This is a genomic window from Arthrobacter sp. AOP36-F1-5 (assembly GCF_058137995.1).
The window spans coordinates 1,733,107-1,747,998 of the sequence record NZ_CM176892.1 but is presented as its reverse complement, the minus strand read 5'-3'; the positions used below and the strand labels follow the sequence as shown (position 1 = coordinate 1,747,998).

15 protein-coding genes are annotated in these 14,892 nt (G+C 67.1%); 12 read left to right on the top strand and 3 right to left on the bottom strand.

Going from position 1 to position 14,892, the window contains the following annotated elements:
• The first annotated feature begins 171 nt into the window (after positions 1–171).
• On the top strand, positions 172–384 hold the full coding sequence (locus tag AC3ZI9_RS07955) for a GNAT family N-acetyltransferase (protein WP_489924012.1): 213 nt from the start codon (positions 172–174) through the stop codon (positions 382–384).
• Between the two features lie 72 nt (positions 385–456).
• Here the strand turns inward: AC3ZI9_RS07955 and AC3ZI9_RS07950 are convergent, their stop codons facing one another.
• Positions 457–1,326: an EamA family transporter gene (locus tag AC3ZI9_RS07950; RefSeq protein WP_444553626.1), complete on the bottom strand. Its 870-nt coding sequence runs from the start codon at positions 1,324–1,326 to the stop codon at positions 457–459.
• A gap of 294 nt (positions 1,327–1,620) precedes the next feature.
• On the opposite strand from AC3ZI9_RS07950, the gene AC3ZI9_RS07945 reads away from it, so the two are divergent.
• From AC3ZI9_RS07945 to pdxS, 4 genes are all read left to right on the top strand, one after another.
• The gene (locus AC3ZI9_RS07945) at positions 1,621–2,382 is read left to right on the top strand and encodes an SDR family NAD(P)-dependent oxidoreductase (protein ID WP_444561686.1); all 762 of its coding nucleotides are present in this window, start codon (positions 1,621–1,623) and stop codon (positions 2,380–2,382) included.
• A gap of 197 nt (positions 2,383–2,579) precedes the next feature.
• Complete coding sequence (gene thrS / locus AC3ZI9_RS07940) at positions 2,580–4,583, top strand: threonine--tRNA ligase (protein ID WP_444553624.1); 2,004 nt, start codon at positions 2,580–2,582, stop codon at positions 4,581–4,583.
• 3 nt (positions 4,584–4,586) lie between these two features.
• Positions 4,587–5,147, top strand: a complete 561-nt coding sequence (locus AC3ZI9_RS07935; protein WP_444553623.1) for an HIT family protein — start codon at positions 4,587–4,589, stop codon at positions 5,145–5,147.
• A gap of 202 nt (positions 5,148–5,349) precedes the next feature.
• Entirely contained in the window at positions 5,350–6,198 is an 849-nt protein-coding gene (gene pdxS / locus AC3ZI9_RS07930) for a pyridoxal 5'-phosphate synthase lyase subunit PdxS (RefSeq protein ID WP_489924027.1), read from the top strand.
• Positions 6,199–6,261: 63 nt separating this feature from the next.
• Here pdxS and AC3ZI9_RS07925 read toward each other — a convergent pair whose 3' ends face one another.
• Positions 6,262–6,972 carry a GNAT family N-acetyltransferase gene (locus AC3ZI9_RS07925; protein ID WP_444561688.1) on the bottom strand — a complete coding sequence of 237 codons (711 nt, stop codon included), beginning with the start codon at positions 6,970–6,972 and terminating at the stop codon, positions 6,262–6,264.
• Positions 6,969–8,990 carry a M3 family metallopeptidase gene (locus AC3ZI9_RS07920; RefSeq protein WP_444566246.1) on the bottom strand — a complete coding sequence of 674 codons (2,022 nt, stop codon included), beginning with the start codon at positions 8,988–8,990 and terminating at the stop codon, positions 6,969–6,971. The genes AC3ZI9_RS07925 and AC3ZI9_RS07920 overlap by 4 nt, the downstream gene beginning before the upstream one ends.
• Positions 8,991–9,041: 51 nt before the next feature.
• Here AC3ZI9_RS07920 and AC3ZI9_RS07915 point away from each other — a divergent pair, with 51 nt between their 5' ends.
• From AC3ZI9_RS07915 to yajC, 7 genes are all read left to right on the top strand, one after another.
• Positions 9,042–10,274 carry a CapA family protein gene (locus tag AC3ZI9_RS07915; protein ID WP_444561690.1) on the top strand — a complete coding sequence of 411 codons (1,233 nt, stop codon included), beginning with the start codon at positions 9,042–9,044 and terminating at the stop codon, positions 10,272–10,274.
• 153 nt (positions 10,275–10,427) lie between these two features.
• Entirely contained in the window at positions 10,428–11,105 is a 678-nt protein-coding gene (gene pdxT / locus AC3ZI9_RS07910; RefSeq protein ID WP_444566245.1) for a pyridoxal 5'-phosphate synthase glutaminase subunit PdxT, read from the top strand.
• Between the two features lie 2 nt (positions 11,106–11,107).
• Positions 11,108–11,866, top strand: coding sequence for a YebC/PmpR family DNA-binding transcriptional regulator (locus tag AC3ZI9_RS07905; protein ID WP_444561692.1), 759 nt, complete (start codon positions 11,108–11,110; stop codon positions 11,864–11,866).
• Between the two features lie 6 nt (positions 11,867–11,872).
• On the top strand, positions 11,873–12,457 hold the full coding sequence (gene ruvC / locus AC3ZI9_RS07900) for a crossover junction endodeoxyribonuclease RuvC (RefSeq protein WP_444553616.1): 585 nt from the start codon (positions 11,873–11,875) through the stop codon (positions 12,455–12,457).
• A 110-nt stretch (positions 12,458–12,567) separates the two neighbouring features.
• On the top strand, positions 12,568–13,191 hold the full coding sequence (gene ruvA, locus AC3ZI9_RS07895) for a Holliday junction branch migration protein RuvA (RefSeq protein WP_444553615.1): 624 nt from the start codon (positions 12,568–12,570) through the stop codon (positions 13,189–13,191).
• A 9-nt stretch (positions 13,192–13,200) separates the two neighbouring features.
• On the top strand, positions 13,201–14,277 hold the full coding sequence (gene ruvB, locus AC3ZI9_RS07890) for a Holliday junction branch migration DNA helicase RuvB (protein WP_444553614.1): 1,077 nt from the start codon (positions 13,201–13,203) through the stop codon (positions 14,275–14,277).
• A gap of 131 nt (positions 14,278–14,408) precedes the next feature.
• Positions 14,409–14,825: a preprotein translocase subunit YajC gene (gene yajC / locus AC3ZI9_RS07885; RefSeq protein ID WP_444553613.1), complete on the top strand. Its 417-nt coding sequence runs from the start codon at positions 14,409–14,411 to the stop codon at positions 14,823–14,825.
• Positions 14,826–14,892: the final 67 nt, after the last annotated feature.

Here is a 14,892-nt window from a genome sequence, read left to right as displayed (position 1 = left end):
TGTCCTGTTTCGGGGTCTCCACGCCCGGGAAGCCGGGACCATGCCTCCCTTGGCGATCACCGACGAATCCGGCGCCCTGGTGGGCAGGATCAATATCAATGGCATCACCCGCGGCACGCTGGAATCGGCAAGCCGGGGGTTCTGGGTCGGACAGGAACACCAGGGGCCGGCTTGGCCACCCGGGCGGTCGCCGAAGCCCGGGCCCACTCCTTCGATGGGCTGGGCCTGCACCGTCTCCAGGCGGAAACACTGGTGCACAACCATGCCTACCAGCGCGTCCTGACCCGTAACGGCTTCACCCGGCATGGGAGGGCCTCCGGATACCTGAAGATCGCTGGGCGGTGGCAGGACCACCTGATGTATCAGGTGCTGTGCACGGTTTGATCGCAGGAAATCGGCGGTCGCTGATCCGACCTCCTGGTGTTTGCTGCCGGGAACATCCTCCACGAGCCCTCTTCAGAACAATGCCACCAGCACGACACCGAGCAGGACGGTCCCGGCTCCTGCGAGCCGTCGGGCAGGCTTGGGCTCCCTGAAGATCAGCCAGCCAGCGACGGTCACCAGCACCACGCTCAGCTCCCGGCCCGGTGCCACCAATGACACCGGTGCCAGCCGCATGGCCCACAAGACCAGAATGTAGGCCAGCGGAGACAACACCCCCACGGCCAGGACCTTGAGCCAGTTCCCCAGCAGGATGGACCGCAGGCGGGAAACGTCCCGGAGTGCGACGGGGGTCAGCAACGCCACCTGGGTCACCAAGGAGCCCCAGTACAGGAGCACCGGGGTGATGGCCAGTGCCGTGACCGCATGGGCGTCCCACACGGTGTACGCGGCGATCATCACCCCGGTCATCACCCCGAAGAGGACCCCGTTTCCCCGGCTGGCACCGCCGGGACGGCTGGACGAGGATCCGGTCAATCCGATCACCACGATGCCCGAGACCACCAGTGCCGCTCCCACGAGGCCCAGCGCGCCGGGTCGTTCGGCGAACAGGATCATGGCAAAGACCACCGCCAGCAACGGGCCGGTCCCGCGTGCCAGTGGATAGACCACTGACACGTCCCCCACGGCATACCCCCGTTGCAACAGCACGAAATAGGCGGTGTGGATGATTCCGCTGACCAACGCCGCCGACCACCACGTGCCCATCGATACGTCGGCCCCGGCGAGCACGAGCACGGCGAAAGGGAGGTAGAGGACGGTGGAGGCCACGCTGTATAGCCACACGAACGCGGCCCCGGCGGAGCCGGCGCTCTTGGCCGCAATGTTCCAGGTCGCATGGGCCAGGGCAGCCAGCAGAATCAGCCCCAGCGCCGTGGTGCTCATCGTGGCATCGGCGGGTCGGAGCAGTGGGGATCAGTATGGTGATCGGGCTTCGGGGTCGTCATCGGCCGCCATGCACCGAATTTCCCTGTCCCCGGTAGGTCCACCTGCCTGCTTTCAGACACCAGCCTTCCTCCTCCCGGCGGGTTTCCCGGCCCGGCTCGGATCGCACCACGCCACGGGCCCTCAATCTAGCAAGGGCGTGGGCCGCAGGCAGCCTTCGCGGGGGCGGTGGGCTGACAAAGCAACAATCGAACGAGTATACTGTCTTCAGGACATCAAATCAGAGGAGCAGCCATGGACAACCAACCAGTACGCAATCTCGAGGGCAAGGTCACCATCGTCACCGGTGGCGCGGCGGGCATCGGCGGAGCCGTGACGCGCGCTTTCGTCGCCAGGGGCGCAAAGGTGGTGGCGGTCGACCTCAATGAGGAAGCCGGTGCAGTCATCGTGGAGCAATTCGGCCAGGACGTGGAATTCGTCGCCGGCGATGTCTCTGATCCCGAGGTGGCGAAGGCGGCCGTGGCCCGCGCCGTGGACCGCTTCGGTCGATTGGACGCCCTGGTCAACAATGCCCACGCCTCCAAACAAGGTTCCTTCCTGGAACACACCGATGCCATGTGGGACCTGTCCTTCAACACCGGGTTCTTCGCCACCCGGAACTTCATGCTGGCCGCCTACCAGGAACTGAAGAAGACCGTCGGCGCCGTGGTCAACTACGGATCCGGGGCCGGACTCGAAGGCCAGCCGACCCAGGCTGCCTACGCGGCCGCCAAGGAGGCCATCCGCGGACTCAGCCGGGTCGTGGCGAACGAATGGGCCCCCGAGGGCATCCGGGTCAACGTGGTGTGCCCGATGGCCATGACCGAAGGCGTGGAGAACTGGAAGAAGAACTACCCGGAGATGTTCGCCGCCTCCGAGGAGAAGGTGCCGCTGGGACGCTTCGGTGACCCGGAGACCGACGTGGCCCCCATCGTCGCGTTCCTGTGCTCCGATGACTCCCGCTACATGACCGGACAGACCGTCATGGCCGACGGCGGATCCATCAAGCTGCGCTGAATCCGTCGCGGTGTCGTGCCCCGGGACCTCCAGGGAGCACGAGGCGGGTGCACGACGGACGCGACCGGATTCCTGCAACGCCGCGGGAACCCGGTCGATTGGTTCGGCTGCGAACGAGTCGGTTAAGCTGGACCCGGCTGGCTGTGGTCACCGTATGCCACAAGTCATGAAGCCCCACCACGAATCAGGAGACCAACGTGTCAGAGCAGATCACCCTAAATGTCGACGGCGAACAGCGTGAGGTGACTGCTGGCACGACAGGGGCCGAGCTGTACTTCGAAGAGCGCAACGTCGTGGTCATGCATGTGGACGGCGTCCTCTGCGACCTGTCCCATGAACTCGAAGCCGGGACCACCGTCGAGCGGGCGACCATCGACTCCCCGGCAGGACTCGAAGTCCTGCGCCACTCCACCGCACACGTGATGGCCCAGGCCGTGCAGCAATTGCGGCCCGAAGCGAAGCTGGGCATCGGCCCGTACATCACCGACGGCTTCTACTTCGACTTCGACGTCGAGGAACCCTTCACCCCCGAGGATCTGAAGACCCTCGAGAAGATGATGCTCAAGATCGTCAACCAGAACCAGAAATTCGCCCGCCGCGTGGTGACCGAGGACCAGGCCCGCGAAGCCATGGCCGCCGAACCCTATAAATTGGAGATCCTGGGCAAGTCCAGTGACGCCGACGCGGTCGGCGAAGGGGCCAACATCGAGGTCGGCGCCGGCGAGATCACCATCTACGACAACGTCGACCGCAAGAGCGGGGAGACCATCTGGTGCGATCTGTGCCGCGGCCCGCATCTGCCCAACACCAAGCTGATCTCCAATGCCTTCGCCCTGACCCGTTCCGCCGCCGCCTACTGGTTGGGCAACGAGAAGAACAAGCAGCTCCAGCGCATCTACGGCACCGCCTGGCCGACGAAGGCGGACCTGAAGGCCTACCAGGAGCGTCTGGCCGAGGCCGAACGCCGGGACCACCGCAAGCTCGGGGCCGAACTTGACCTGTTCTCCTTCCCCGATGAACTCGGTTCGGGCCTGCCGGTCTTCCACCCCAAGGGTGGCATCATCCGCCGTGCAATGGAGGACTACTCACGTAAGCGCCACGAAGAGGCCGGATACGAGTTCGTCTACACCCCGCATATCACCAAGGGCCACCTCTACGAGATCTCTGGGCACCTGGACTGGTACCGGGACGGCATGTTCCCCCCGATGCACGTCGACGAGGAACTGAACGAGGACGGGTCGGTGCGCAAGCCCGGCCAGGACTACTACCTCAAGCCGATGAACTGCCCCATGCACAACCTGATCTTCGCCTCGCGGGGACGCTCCTACCGCGAACTGCCGTTGCGGATGTTCGAATTCGGTTCGGTCTACCGCTACGAGAAATCCGGCGTCGTCCACGGGCTGACCCGCGTGCGGGGGATGACACAGGACGACGCCCACATCTACTGCACCCGCGAGCAGATGAAGGGCGAGCTGACCACCGCGCTGGAATTCGTCCTGGACCTGCTCAAGGACTACGGGCTGGACGACTTCTACCTGGAGATCTCCGATAAGGACCCGGAGAAGTACGTCGGCAGCGACGAAGCCTGGGAGGAAGCGACCCGCACCCTCGAGGAGGTGGCGACCGCATCGGGCCTCGAGCTGGTCCCCGACCCGGGCGGAGCCGCCTTCTACGGGCCGAAGATCTCCGTGCAGGCCCGCGACGCCATCGGGCGCACCTGGCAGATGTCCACCATCCAGCTGGACTTCAACCTGCCCGAGCGTTTCGACCTCGAATTCCAGGCGGCGGACGGCTCCCGTCAACGCCCCGTGATGATCCACCGGGCCCTCTTCGGCTCGGTGGAACGGTTCATGGGCGTGCTGATCGAGCACTATGCCGGGGCCTTCCCGGCCTGGCTCGCCCCGGTGCAGGTGCTCGGCGTCCCGGTGGCCGAGGCGTTCAACGACTACGTCCAGGACATCGTCGCCCAGCTCAAGGCCCGCGGCATCCGTGCCGAAGCCGATCTGGGGACCGAACGGTTCCCGAAGAAGATCCGCAACGCGTCCAAGGACAAGATCCCCTTCACCCTGATCGCCGGGGGAGAGGACGCCGAGGCAGGCGCCGTCTCCTTCAGGTTCCGTGACGGGAGCCAGGACAACGGGGTGCCGGTGGCCGAGGCCATCGAGCGCATCGTTTCCGCCGTGCAGAACCGGGAGGCGTAGTTGATGGGGACCCCGGAACACGACGAGGACATCACCGACGACTTCGAACTGGCCGGGGTCCCGGATTCCTTCCAACGCCTGTGGACGCCCTATCGAATGGCCTACATCAAACAGGGCCAGGGGCAGGTCAAGAACGAAGAGGACTGCCCTTTCTGCACCGGGCCCCAGCGCAGCGACGAGGAATCGTTGATCGTGCACCGGGGCAAGACGATGTTCGTGGTGCTCAACCTCTTCCCCTACAACTCCGGGCACCTGCTGGTGTGCCCCTACCGCCACGTCCCGGACTACACGGATCTGACCGTGGAGGAAACCGCCGAAATGGGGGCGGCAGCCCAACAGGCGATGCGTGTGCTGCGGGCGGTGGCGAACCCGTCGGGCTTCAACCTGGGCATGAACCAGGGGGTGGCCGGCGGGGCGGGCATCGCCGCGCACCTGCATCAGCATGTGGTCCCGCGGTGGAGCGGGGACGGGAACTTCTTCCCGATCATCGCCCGGACCAAAGCCATCCCAGCGGTCCTGGGGGACATCCGTCAGGACATCGCCGACGCATGGGACCAGGGCTGAGATCGACCGCGAGCACCAGTGGTGCTACATCATCGGCGCCGCGGTGGCGCCGAAGCACGCCCATCGCTGACCGGTGGCGTCATCGGGGGCGGTGATCACCGGCACACTGGCTTAGGATGGAGCGTACTTTCCCCCCGTTTTGAAAGGACCATACGTGTCCAGCACTGAGAACACCACCGGCAGTCCCCGGGTCAAGCGTGGCATGGCCGATATGCTCAAGGGCGGCGTCATCATGGATGTCGTCACCGCAGAGCAGGCCCGAATCGCTGAGGATTCCGGCGCCGTCGCCGTCATGGCCCTGGAACGGGTTCCCGCCGACATCCGCGCCCAGGGCGGGGTCTCGCGCATGTCCGACCCCGATATGATCGACAGCATCATCGACGCCGTATCGGTTCCGGTCATGGCCAAGGCCCGTATCGGCCACTTCGTGGAGGCCCGGATCCTGCAGTCCCTCGGGGTCGACTACATCGACGAATCGGAAGTCCTGACACCGGCCGACTACGTCAACCACATCGACAAGACGGACTTCACGGTCCCCTTCATCTGTGGTGCCACCAACCTGGGGGAGGCCCTACGCCGCATCAACGAGGGTGCTGCCATGATCCGTTCCAAGGGTGAAGCCGGCACGGGCGACGTCTCCAACGCCACGGGGCACATGCGCAAGATCCGCGCCGAGATCGCGAAGCTGTCCTCGATGCCCACGGACGAGCTCTACGTGGCCGCCAAGGAGCTGCAGGCACCCTACGAACTGGTCAAGGAAGTCGCCGAGGCGGGCAAGCTGCCCGTCGTGCTCTTCACCGCCGGCGGCATCGCCACCCCGTCGGATGCCGCGATGATGATGCAGCTTGGCGCCGACGGCGTGTTCGTCGGCTCAGGCATCTTCAAGTCAGGCAACCCGGCCCAGCGGGCCGCAGCCATCGTGAAGGCCACCACCTTCCACGACGACCCCTCCGTCATTGCCCAGGCCTCCCGCGGGCTGGGTGAGGCCATGGTCGGCATCAACGTGGAGGAGCTGCCCGAACCGCACCGCCTCTCCGAGCGCGGCTGGTAAACCCTCCTGAGCTGAAACGGACGGCTGGCCACTCATCCCGAGTGGCCGGCCGTTCGTGTCTTCCTACTGCACCAGATGGCGTCCCTTGCCCAGCAGCTCGAGGCCGTTGGTGCGGAAGAAGGCCGACGCCCCGGGGGTCGAAGCCGCCAGGACCTGGCCCGAACCTTCCTCGGAGTCGAGCCGTTCGACCAGGGCCCCCAGCAGGGCCGTTCCGGCCCGCTGACGCCGCCAGGAGCGGCCGACCGCCAGGGACTGGATCGACAGGTCCCCGCCGTCATGCAATTGACCGAACCCCCGTCCCGCCAGCGTTACGTCGGCGCCCCGGGCCACGGCTTGTTCGATCCGACGCTCCGGTTGCAGGACCGCCAGTTCTTCCCGGTCGGCCCCGGTGGCCTCGGGCAGGGTGGAGGATAATTCGACGCCGCCCTCCCACGGTTGGCCATCGCGGCCGGCTGCCGCCACATCTGCCGCGGACCCACCGTGCCAGAAGAGCGGGGGCGCGTCTCGGAAGCCCAGCTCGGTCAGGGCCTCGTCGCGGGCCGCGGCATTGAGGAAGACGTGGACTTCGCGGGCCCCCAGACGGGTTCCCTCCGCCAGTCCGGGGCGCAGCCCGGAGGCTTCGGGACGGGTGGGGAAGAGCAGGACCAACCGGGCCCGGGTCGGCTGATAGAGCCATTGGCAGCCGTGGGTGGAGAACTCCCGGCCACCGGTGGCCGCAGCCAGGGTCCGGTGCCAGTCGGTGAAGGCGCGCTGTGCGCCGGCTACGGTGCTCATTGGGCGGCTGCGTCCAGTCCGCGGCGCACCAGCAATGGCTCGAGCCGGGCTTCACGCCCGCGGAAGATCTCATAGGAGGCCAACGGGTCCCGGGTATTGCCCCGGGCCAGGAGTTCATGGCGGAACCGGTCGCCGTTGGCCCGGGTCCCACCACCATTTTCGGTGAACCACTCCACCGTGTCGGCGTCGAGGACTTCACTCCAGATATAGGAGTAGTAGCCGGCGGAATAGCCGCCATCGAAGATGTGCTTGAAGTAGCCGGTGCGGTAGCGCGGGACGATGACCTCGGGGGAGAAGCCCGCCTCGCGCAGCACCCGGTCCTCGAACTCCAACGGATCCCCCGGATCCTCCCCGGCGGCCAGGGAATGCCACTCCAGATCCAACAGGGCCGCCGCCAGGTATTCGGTCGTGGAGAAGCCCGCACCCCAGAGGCCCGCATCCTGGATCTTCTCCACGGCGCCGGCGGGCAGCGGTTCGCCCGTCTCCACGTGGAGGGCATATTTGGTGACGAGCTCGGCGTCGAACTGCCACATCTCGTTGACCTGCGAGGGATATTCGACGAAGTCGCGCGGCACCGAGGTCCCGGCGAGGGAAGGGTAGATCCCGTGGGCGAACAGCCCATGCAGGGCATGGCCGAATTCGTGGAACAGGGTCCGGCATTCATCGAGGGTCACCAGCGCGGGTTGGCCTTCGGCCGGGGCCGGGATGTTCAGGTTGTTGGTGACCACGGGCAGTTCGCCGAAGAGGGAGGCCCCGTCGCGGATGCTGTTCATCCAGGCACCGCCGGCCTTGGTGGGCCGGGCGAAGTAGTCGCCCAGGAACAGCCCCAACGTGCTGCCATCGGCGTCGGTGACCTCCCAGACCCTGACCTCGGGATGGTACACGGGCAGGTCGTGACGTTCGGTGAACTCCACCCCGTAGAGCCGCGTGGCTGCGGCGAAGACCCCCGCGTGGATGACCCGGTCCAGTACGAACCAGGGCTTCAACGCCGCGGCGTCCACGGCGTACTTCTCCCGCTGGACCCGGGCCGAATAGTAGGCGCGGTCCCAAGGGGCGAGTGGCCGTCCGGCCAGCTCGGCCATGGTCGCGGCCTCGGTGGCGGCATTGGCCAGGGCACCGGGGATGAGGCCGGCCAGACGTTCACGCACCGCCTCCACCGAGGGAGCGGTCTGGCCTTCGAGGACGTAGGCCGCGTGATGGTCATAGCCCAACAGGGCGGCCCGTTCGGCGCGCAACCGCGCCATGGAAGCGCCCAGCTCCAGGGTCCGGTTCGGTCCCTCCTGGCCACGTCGGGTGGAGGCCTCGAACAGCCGCCTGCGTGAGTCCTCCCGTTCCAACCGGGCCAGGGCCGGCTGCTGGGTCGGCAGGACCAGGGTCAACAAATAGCCGTGAAGATGTCCGGCCTCCGTGGCGGCACGGGCGGCCGAGGCGATCTCGGCGTCGGAGAGGCCCTCGAGTGCCTCGGCGGAATCGAAGAGCACCGCGGCGTCGTTCATCCCGGCCAACAACCGGGTCCCGTACCGGGTGGAGAGGGCGGAGATCTCCGCGTTCAGGGCCCGGAGGCGCTCCTTGCCCGCTTCATCGAGCCCGGCTCCCGCCTGGCTGAACCGGCGCAGCGTCTCGGAACTGAGGCGCTGGCGTTCGCCGTCGAGCCCACCGGCGGCTTCCACGGCGGACAGCCGGGCGTGGAGCTGCGCGTCGAGGTGCACGGCATCCTCGTGTTCGGTCAGCAGTGCCTGGATGTCGGCATCGACCTCCACGATGTCGTCGGTGCCGTGGGAAGGCCTGACATTGGAGAAGGCCATGACCGCCCGGCGCAGGGTTTCCCCGCTGGTTTCGAAGGCTTCGGTGGTGTTGGGGAAGGTGGGCTCCTCGGTGGAGGAGGTGATGGCGGCGATGGCGGCCAGCTGCTCGGCGATGCCGTGTTTGACCGCTTCGACATAATCCTGCGCCGTCAGGAGATCGAACGCGGGCATTTCGAAGGGCAGCACGCTTTTGCTGAGCAGGGGATTCGTCATGAAGTCAGTTTTTCACACCTGCGGACCGGACGCGACGCCTACCATCGGAGGATGAGCCACAGATCGTTGCCGACCCGCCGGCGGGCCGCCGTCCGAGTAGCCGCCCTGGTGGCCTCGCTGATCCTGCTGTCGGGCTGTTCAGGCGCCGATACCTCCCAGCCGGCCGGGACGGGAACGACGCCGCCGAATGCGGCGGCCCCGGCAACGGCGGGCAGCGCCACGGCGGCGACGACGGATGCGGAGGCCACCGGGCCGGACCCGATGCCCTCGTCCCGCGAGGAGGTCTCGGTGGTGGTGACCGGTGACGTGTTGCTCCACCCACCCCTGTGGGAACAGGCCCGGGCGGACGGTTCGGCCGCTACCCCCGACTTCGCCCCGCTGCTATCGGGTCTGGCGCCCTATCTTGCCGACGCCGATCTGGCGATCTGTTCGTTGGAGACCCCGGTCGGGACCGACAAGGGGCCCTATCGCGGGTACCCGTCCTTCGTGGTGCCCCCGCAGATCCTTCCGGCCCTGGCCTCCACCGGCTATGACGCCTGCACCACCGCCACGAACCATGCCGTCGACGACGGGACTTCCGGGGTCGAACGCACCCTGGACGCCCTGGACGAGGCAGGGCTGGAACATACCGGGACCTATCGCAGTGCCGCGGAGTCCCGGAAGCCGCTGATCCTGGAGGCCGGGGGAATCCGGGTCGGCGTCGTGGCAGCCACCTACGGGCTCAACGGGTTGAGCGCCGACACCGACTGGAGGGTCGATCTCATCGACACCGACCAGATGATCGCCCGGGCCAGACAAGCCCGCAAGGCAGGCGCCGACGTCGTGCTGGCCGGGTTCCATGCCGGCGAGGAGTACTCGACACGCCCGACCACCGAACAAACCCATATCGCCCACACCCTGGCGGACAGCGGGGAATTCGATGCGGTCTATTCGCACCACACGCATTCGGTGCTGCCGTTGGAAAAGCGCGACGGGGTGTGGATCGCCTACGGGTTGGGCAACTCGGTGTCCGCCCATGCCACCGATCTGGCGGTGAACCGGGAAGGGGTGAGCCTGAAGCTGGACTTCGTGAAGGAGGGGGACCGGTGGACGACCTCGGCCCCGCGTTGGGTCGGACACATCATGGCCCAGGACCCGGTGCGCTGGTGTGCCCTGCCGGCGAAGACCCCGTGCACGACGGCGGCCGGTGATGCCGCCTCGCTGAAACGCACGCGCTCGACCTTGAACGTCCTGGGCGCCGACGGGGACGGGGCCCGGCCTTGGCGCCCCGCAGCCTCCCCGTGACCAGCCCCGCAGCCTCCTCGTGACCAGGCCCGGGGCTGACGGTGCCTACCCGGTGGGCGGTCGGCCGGTGCGGGAACTATGCTGAAGCGTCCCATTTCCTCCGCCGCGGTGACGCGGTGCGACCCCGGCCCCACCCGGGAAAGGCGGTTCCACATGCTCAACGTCGGTGTCCTGGCCCTCCAGGGTGATGTCCGCGAACATGTGGCGGCGTTGGAATCCGTAGGCGCCCGCGCCGTTGAAGTCCGCCGGGCCGAGGAACTGGCGGGGCTGGACGGGATGGTCCTGCCCGGGGGCGAATCGACCACCATCGACAAGCTCTCCCGCATGTTCGGGCTCTCCGCCCCGTTGAAGGAACGCATCGCCGACGGGTTCCCGGTCTTCGGTTCCTGCGCCGGGCTGATCTTGTTGGCTGATCGGATCCTGGACCCCTCGACCGACCGCCAAGGCGTGTCGCAGCAGAGCTTCGGCGGCATCGACATGAGCGTCAGACGCAATGCGTTCGGCCGTCAGGTCGAGTCCTTCGAAACGGATCTGGCGTTCAAGGGACTGCCCGATCCACCCCGGGATGCCCGGTCTTCCGCCAGCGGACCCGCGGCGGCGGTGCGGGCGGTGTTCATCCGCGCCCCCTGGGTCGAATCGGTGGGCGAAGGGGTCGAGGTATTGGCCACGGTCCGGGTCCCGGCGGGCGGATCGGGCCCGGAGGCGGGAACGGACAGTAGAATCGTTGCAGTACGTTCGGGATCGCTGTTGGCGACGTCCTTTCATCCGGAAGTCACGGGGGAGCGCCGGATCCACGAACTGTTCATCCAGCTGATCAAGGGAGAAGCGTAAGCATGTCAGGCCACTCCAAATGGGCAACCACCAAGCATAAGAAGGCGGCCATCGACGCCAAGCGCGCGAAGTCGTTTGCCAAGCTCATCAAGAACATCGAGGTCGCAGCCCGTGCCGGCGGCGCCGATATGGCGGGCAACCCCGGCTTGGAAGTCGCCGTTGCCAAGGCGAAGAAGACCTCGGTCCCCAATGACAACATCGACCGGGCCGTCAAGCGCGGTGCCGGGCTGACCGGTGAGGTCATCGACTACGCCGAGATCATCTACGAAGCCCGCGGGCCGCAGGGTTCGGCACTGCTCATCGAATGCCTGACCGATAACAAGAACCGGGCCGCTTCCGAGGTGCGCCTGGCCATCAACCGCAGCGGCGGGACCGTCGCGGACCCGGGCTCGGTGGCCTACATGTTCACCCGCAAGGGCGTGGTCTCGGTGCCGAAGAACGACCTGACCGAGGACGATCTGCTCATGGCCGTGCTCGACGCCGGGGCCGAAGAAGTCAAGGAATCCCGCGACGGCTTCGAGGTGCATTGCGAGCCCACCGACCTGCAGGAAGTGGTCAAGGCGCTGGAGGAGGCAGGCATCGAATACGAATCCGATGAAGCCGAGTTCGTTCCCTCCATGCAGGTCCAGATCGATGCCGACGCCGCGCGCAAGTTCCTCAAGCTGGCCGATGCCCTGGAGGAACTCGACGACGTGCAGAACGTGTATTCGAATGCCGATCTCACCGATGAGGTCATGGCCGAGCTCGAAGCGGACGACTAGCACCCCATGGCGTTGCGTGTGGTCGGGGTCGACCCGGGGCTGACCCGCTGCGGTCTGGCCGTGGTCGACGTCGAACCCAACCGGCGGGCGTCCCTGGTCGACGTGAAGGTAGTCGGGACGACGCCGGACACCTCGTTGGACCAGCGACTGCTGGCCATCGCCGAAGGCATCGATGCCTGGTTGGACCGGCATCGCCCCGACGTGCTGGCCGTGGAACGGGTCTTCAGCCAACTCAATGTCAGTACGGTCATGGGCACCGCGCAGGCCTCGGGGATCGTGATCGTCGCCGCGGCCCGGCGGGGCATCCCGGTGGCTTTGCATACCCCGACCGAGGTGAAGGCGGCCGTGACCGGAAGCGGTCAGGCGAGCAAGGCCGCCGTAGGCAAGATGGTGGCCAAGATCCTCCGCCTGGACGAACCACCCCGCCCGGCCGATGCCGCCGATGCCGCCGCCCTGGCCATCACCCATGGCTGGCGCGGGGCGGCCCCCGGTTCGCAGGCCTCCAGCGGGGTCACCGCCGGCTCCAGCGGGTTGACCCCCGCGCAACGCGCCTGGGCCGCCGCCGAAGCAGCGGCCCGCAAGCCACGCTGACCGAGTCGGTGGGCCCGGATCCGCGGCCCGACGGGTAAGGTATTCGTAGATATGTTCGGATGCCGCCCAGCGGTCACCGATCACAGGACGACGCCGGAGGAAGGCTTTTCATGATCAGTTCGCTCAACGGTGTGGTGAGCCATGTGGCCCTGAACAGTGCCGTCATCGAGGTCTCCGGATTCGGGATGCTCGTCCAGGCAACCCCGCAGACCCTCTCGGGTCTGCATGTGGGCCGCGAGGCCGTGGTGCATACCTCGATGGTGGTCCGCGAGGACTCCATGACGCTCTTCGGTTTCGCCGAGCCGGGGGAGCGGGAGGTGTTCGAGGTGCTGCTCTCCGTGGCAGGGATCGGTCCGCGGCTCGCCCTGGCCGTCCTGGCGGTCCATACCCCCGAAGACGTCAGGGTGGCCTCCGCCGAGGGGGACACGAAGGCCTTCTCCCGGGTTCCGGGCATCGGCCCCAAGGGCGCCCAGCGGATCGTGCTGGAACTGGCCGGCAAGCTCGCCCCCACCGGGGAGGCCACCACCACGGCCCAGGCCGCCACCGTACCGGCGTGGAAGGAACAGGTGCTCGAGGCCCTGACCGGATTGGGGTGGTCCGATAAGGACGCCGAAAAGGCTGTGGCGGCCACCGCCAAGGCCGAGCCCGAACTCGTGGCCACCGCCCAGGTGGGCAACATCCTCAAATCAGTTCTGCGCGACCTGGGCCGTGGCGCCTCGGCCGGCGGACGATAGGCTGGAACCATGACCGAGAACCAGCAGATCACCGCCTCCTCCTCGGAGCCGGAGGAGCGGGCGCTCGAGTCGGCACTGCGCCCGAAGAACCTGCATGACTTCGTCGGTCAACCCCGGGTCCGCCAGCAGCTCTCGCTGGTCCTGGAAGCCTCACGGATCCGCGAACGCTCCGCGGACCATGTCCTGCTGTCGGGCCCTCCGGGGCTGGGCAAGACGACCCTGGCGATGATCATCGCGGCCGAAATGAACGCCCCGCTGCGCATCAGTTCCGGCCCCGCGATCCAGCATGCCGGGGATCTGGCCGCCATTCTTTCCTCGCTGACCGAAGGCGAAGTCCTGTTCCTGGACGAGATCCATCGCATGAGCCGTCCCGCCGAGGAGATGCTCTACATGGCCATGGAGGACTTCCGCGTCGACATCGTCGTGGGCAAGGGGGCCGGAGCCACGGCCATCCCCCTGGAGATCCCGCCGTTCACCCTGGTCGGGGCCACGACCCGTGCCGGTCTGTTGCCCGGGCCGCTGCGTGACCGGTTCGGCTTCACCGGGCACCTGGAGTTCTATGCCACCGAGGAACTCGAGCTGGTCCTGCGCCGTTCGGCCATGCTCATGGACATGTCGGTGAACTCCGCGGCCTTCGCCGAGATCGCCCTGCGTTCGCGCGGTACCCCCAGGATCTCCAACCGTCTGCTCCGCCGGGTCCGGGACTGGGCCCTGGTCCACGGGATCGAACAGATCGATGCCCGGGCCGCCTCCGCGGCCCTGGACATGTATGAGGTCGACTCCAAGGGCCTGGACCGGATGGACCGCAACGTCCTCGAGGCCCTGTGCACCAAATTCGCCGGAGGACCGGTGGGCCTGTCGACCCTGGCCATCGCCGTCGGACAGGAGACCGAGACGGTGGAAACCGTCGCCGAACCGTATCTGGTCCGTGAGGGCCTGCTCGGGCGGACGCCACGCGGGCGGATCGCCATGCCCGCCGCCTGGGAACATCTCGGATTGGCCATGCCCGCCCATGCGGTCCACTACGATGGCGCGGCCGGTCAATTCGGTCGCCAGGACCCCTCCGGGAACCCCGCCGGCAGCTGAGCCGGAGGGCGGGAATCGGCTCCGCGGTCACCCAACGTCCAGACTGGACCTATACAATAGTGACTTGCCCTCCGTGGGCGTTGTCGAAAACGCCCTCCGGAAGTCCCCGGAACAGAAACAGGTAGTAACTCTTGACCTCCACCGTAATTGCCCAGGCGGACCAGCCGTCGGGCTTCGACCCGATGACCCTGATCCTCATCCTGGCCTTCGCCTTCCTGATCTTCATGATGTTCCGCGGACGCAAGAAGGCACAGAAGAAGCAACAGGAGCTCCGGTCGCAGCTGGCCGTCGGATCCGAGGTCATGACCAACTTCGGACTGTTCGGAACGGTCGCGGCGATCGACACCGATGACAACAAGGTCATCCTGGAGATCTCCCCCGGAACCACCGCCACGGTCCACGCCCAGGCCATCGCCAAGGTCATCCCCGTCGCGGAGCCCGGCAACGATGCCGAGCTGTCGACCGATGAGGCCCAGTCGACCGCAGGGGAAACCCCCGAGGAGACCCTGCGTCGCCTCGATGGCGAAGGCAAGAACGAGAACGACTAGATGCACCGCGGCGTCGGCCTCCTGACGGAGGCCGACGCCGCGTTCTGCCGTACTCCGACGTCCTTCA

Coding starts and splice junctions, on each gene's coding strand:
- ruvC (WP_444553616.1), top strand. CDS start 11,873: ATGGCGTTGCGTGTGGTCGGGGTCGACCCGGGGCTGACCCGCTGCGGT.
- AC3ZI9_RS07925 (WP_444561688.1), bottom strand. CDS start 6,972: ATGAGCACCGTAGCCGGCGCACAGCGCGCCTTCACCGACTGGCACCGG.
- AC3ZI9_RS07950 (WP_444553626.1), bottom strand. CDS start 1,326: ATGAGCACCACGGCGCTGGGGCTGATTCTGCTGGCTGCCCTGGCCCAT.
- pdxS (WP_489924027.1), top strand. CDS start 5,350: ATGGCCGATATGCTCAAGGGCGGCGTCATCATGGATGTCGTCACCGCA.
- AC3ZI9_RS07905 (WP_444561692.1), top strand. CDS start 11,108: ATGTCAGGCCACTCCAAATGGGCAACCACCAAGCATAAGAAGGCGGCC.
- AC3ZI9_RS07945 (WP_444561686.1), top strand. CDS start 1,621: ATGGACAACCAACCAGTACGCAATCTCGAGGGCAAGGTCACCATCGTC.
- ruvB (WP_444553614.1), top strand. CDS start 13,201: ATGACCGAGAACCAGCAGATCACCGCCTCCTCCTCGGAGCCGGAGGAG.
- AC3ZI9_RS07935 (WP_444553623.1), top strand. CDS start 4,587: ATGGGGACCCCGGAACACGACGAGGACATCACCGACGACTTCGAACTG.
- AC3ZI9_RS07920 (WP_444566246.1), bottom strand. CDS start 8,990: ATGACGAATCCCCTGCTCAGCAAAAGCGTGCTGCCCTTCGAAATGCCC.
- ruvA (WP_444553615.1), top strand. CDS start 12,568: ATGATCAGTTCGCTCAACGGTGTGGTGAGCCATGTGGCCCTGAACAGT.
- AC3ZI9_RS07915 (WP_444561690.1), top strand. CDS start 9,042: ATGAGCCACAGATCGTTGCCGACCCGCCGGCGGGCCGCCGTCCGAGTA.
- pdxT (WP_444566245.1), top strand. CDS start 10,428: ATGCTCAACGTCGGTGTCCTGGCCCTCCAGGGTGATGTCCGCGAACAT.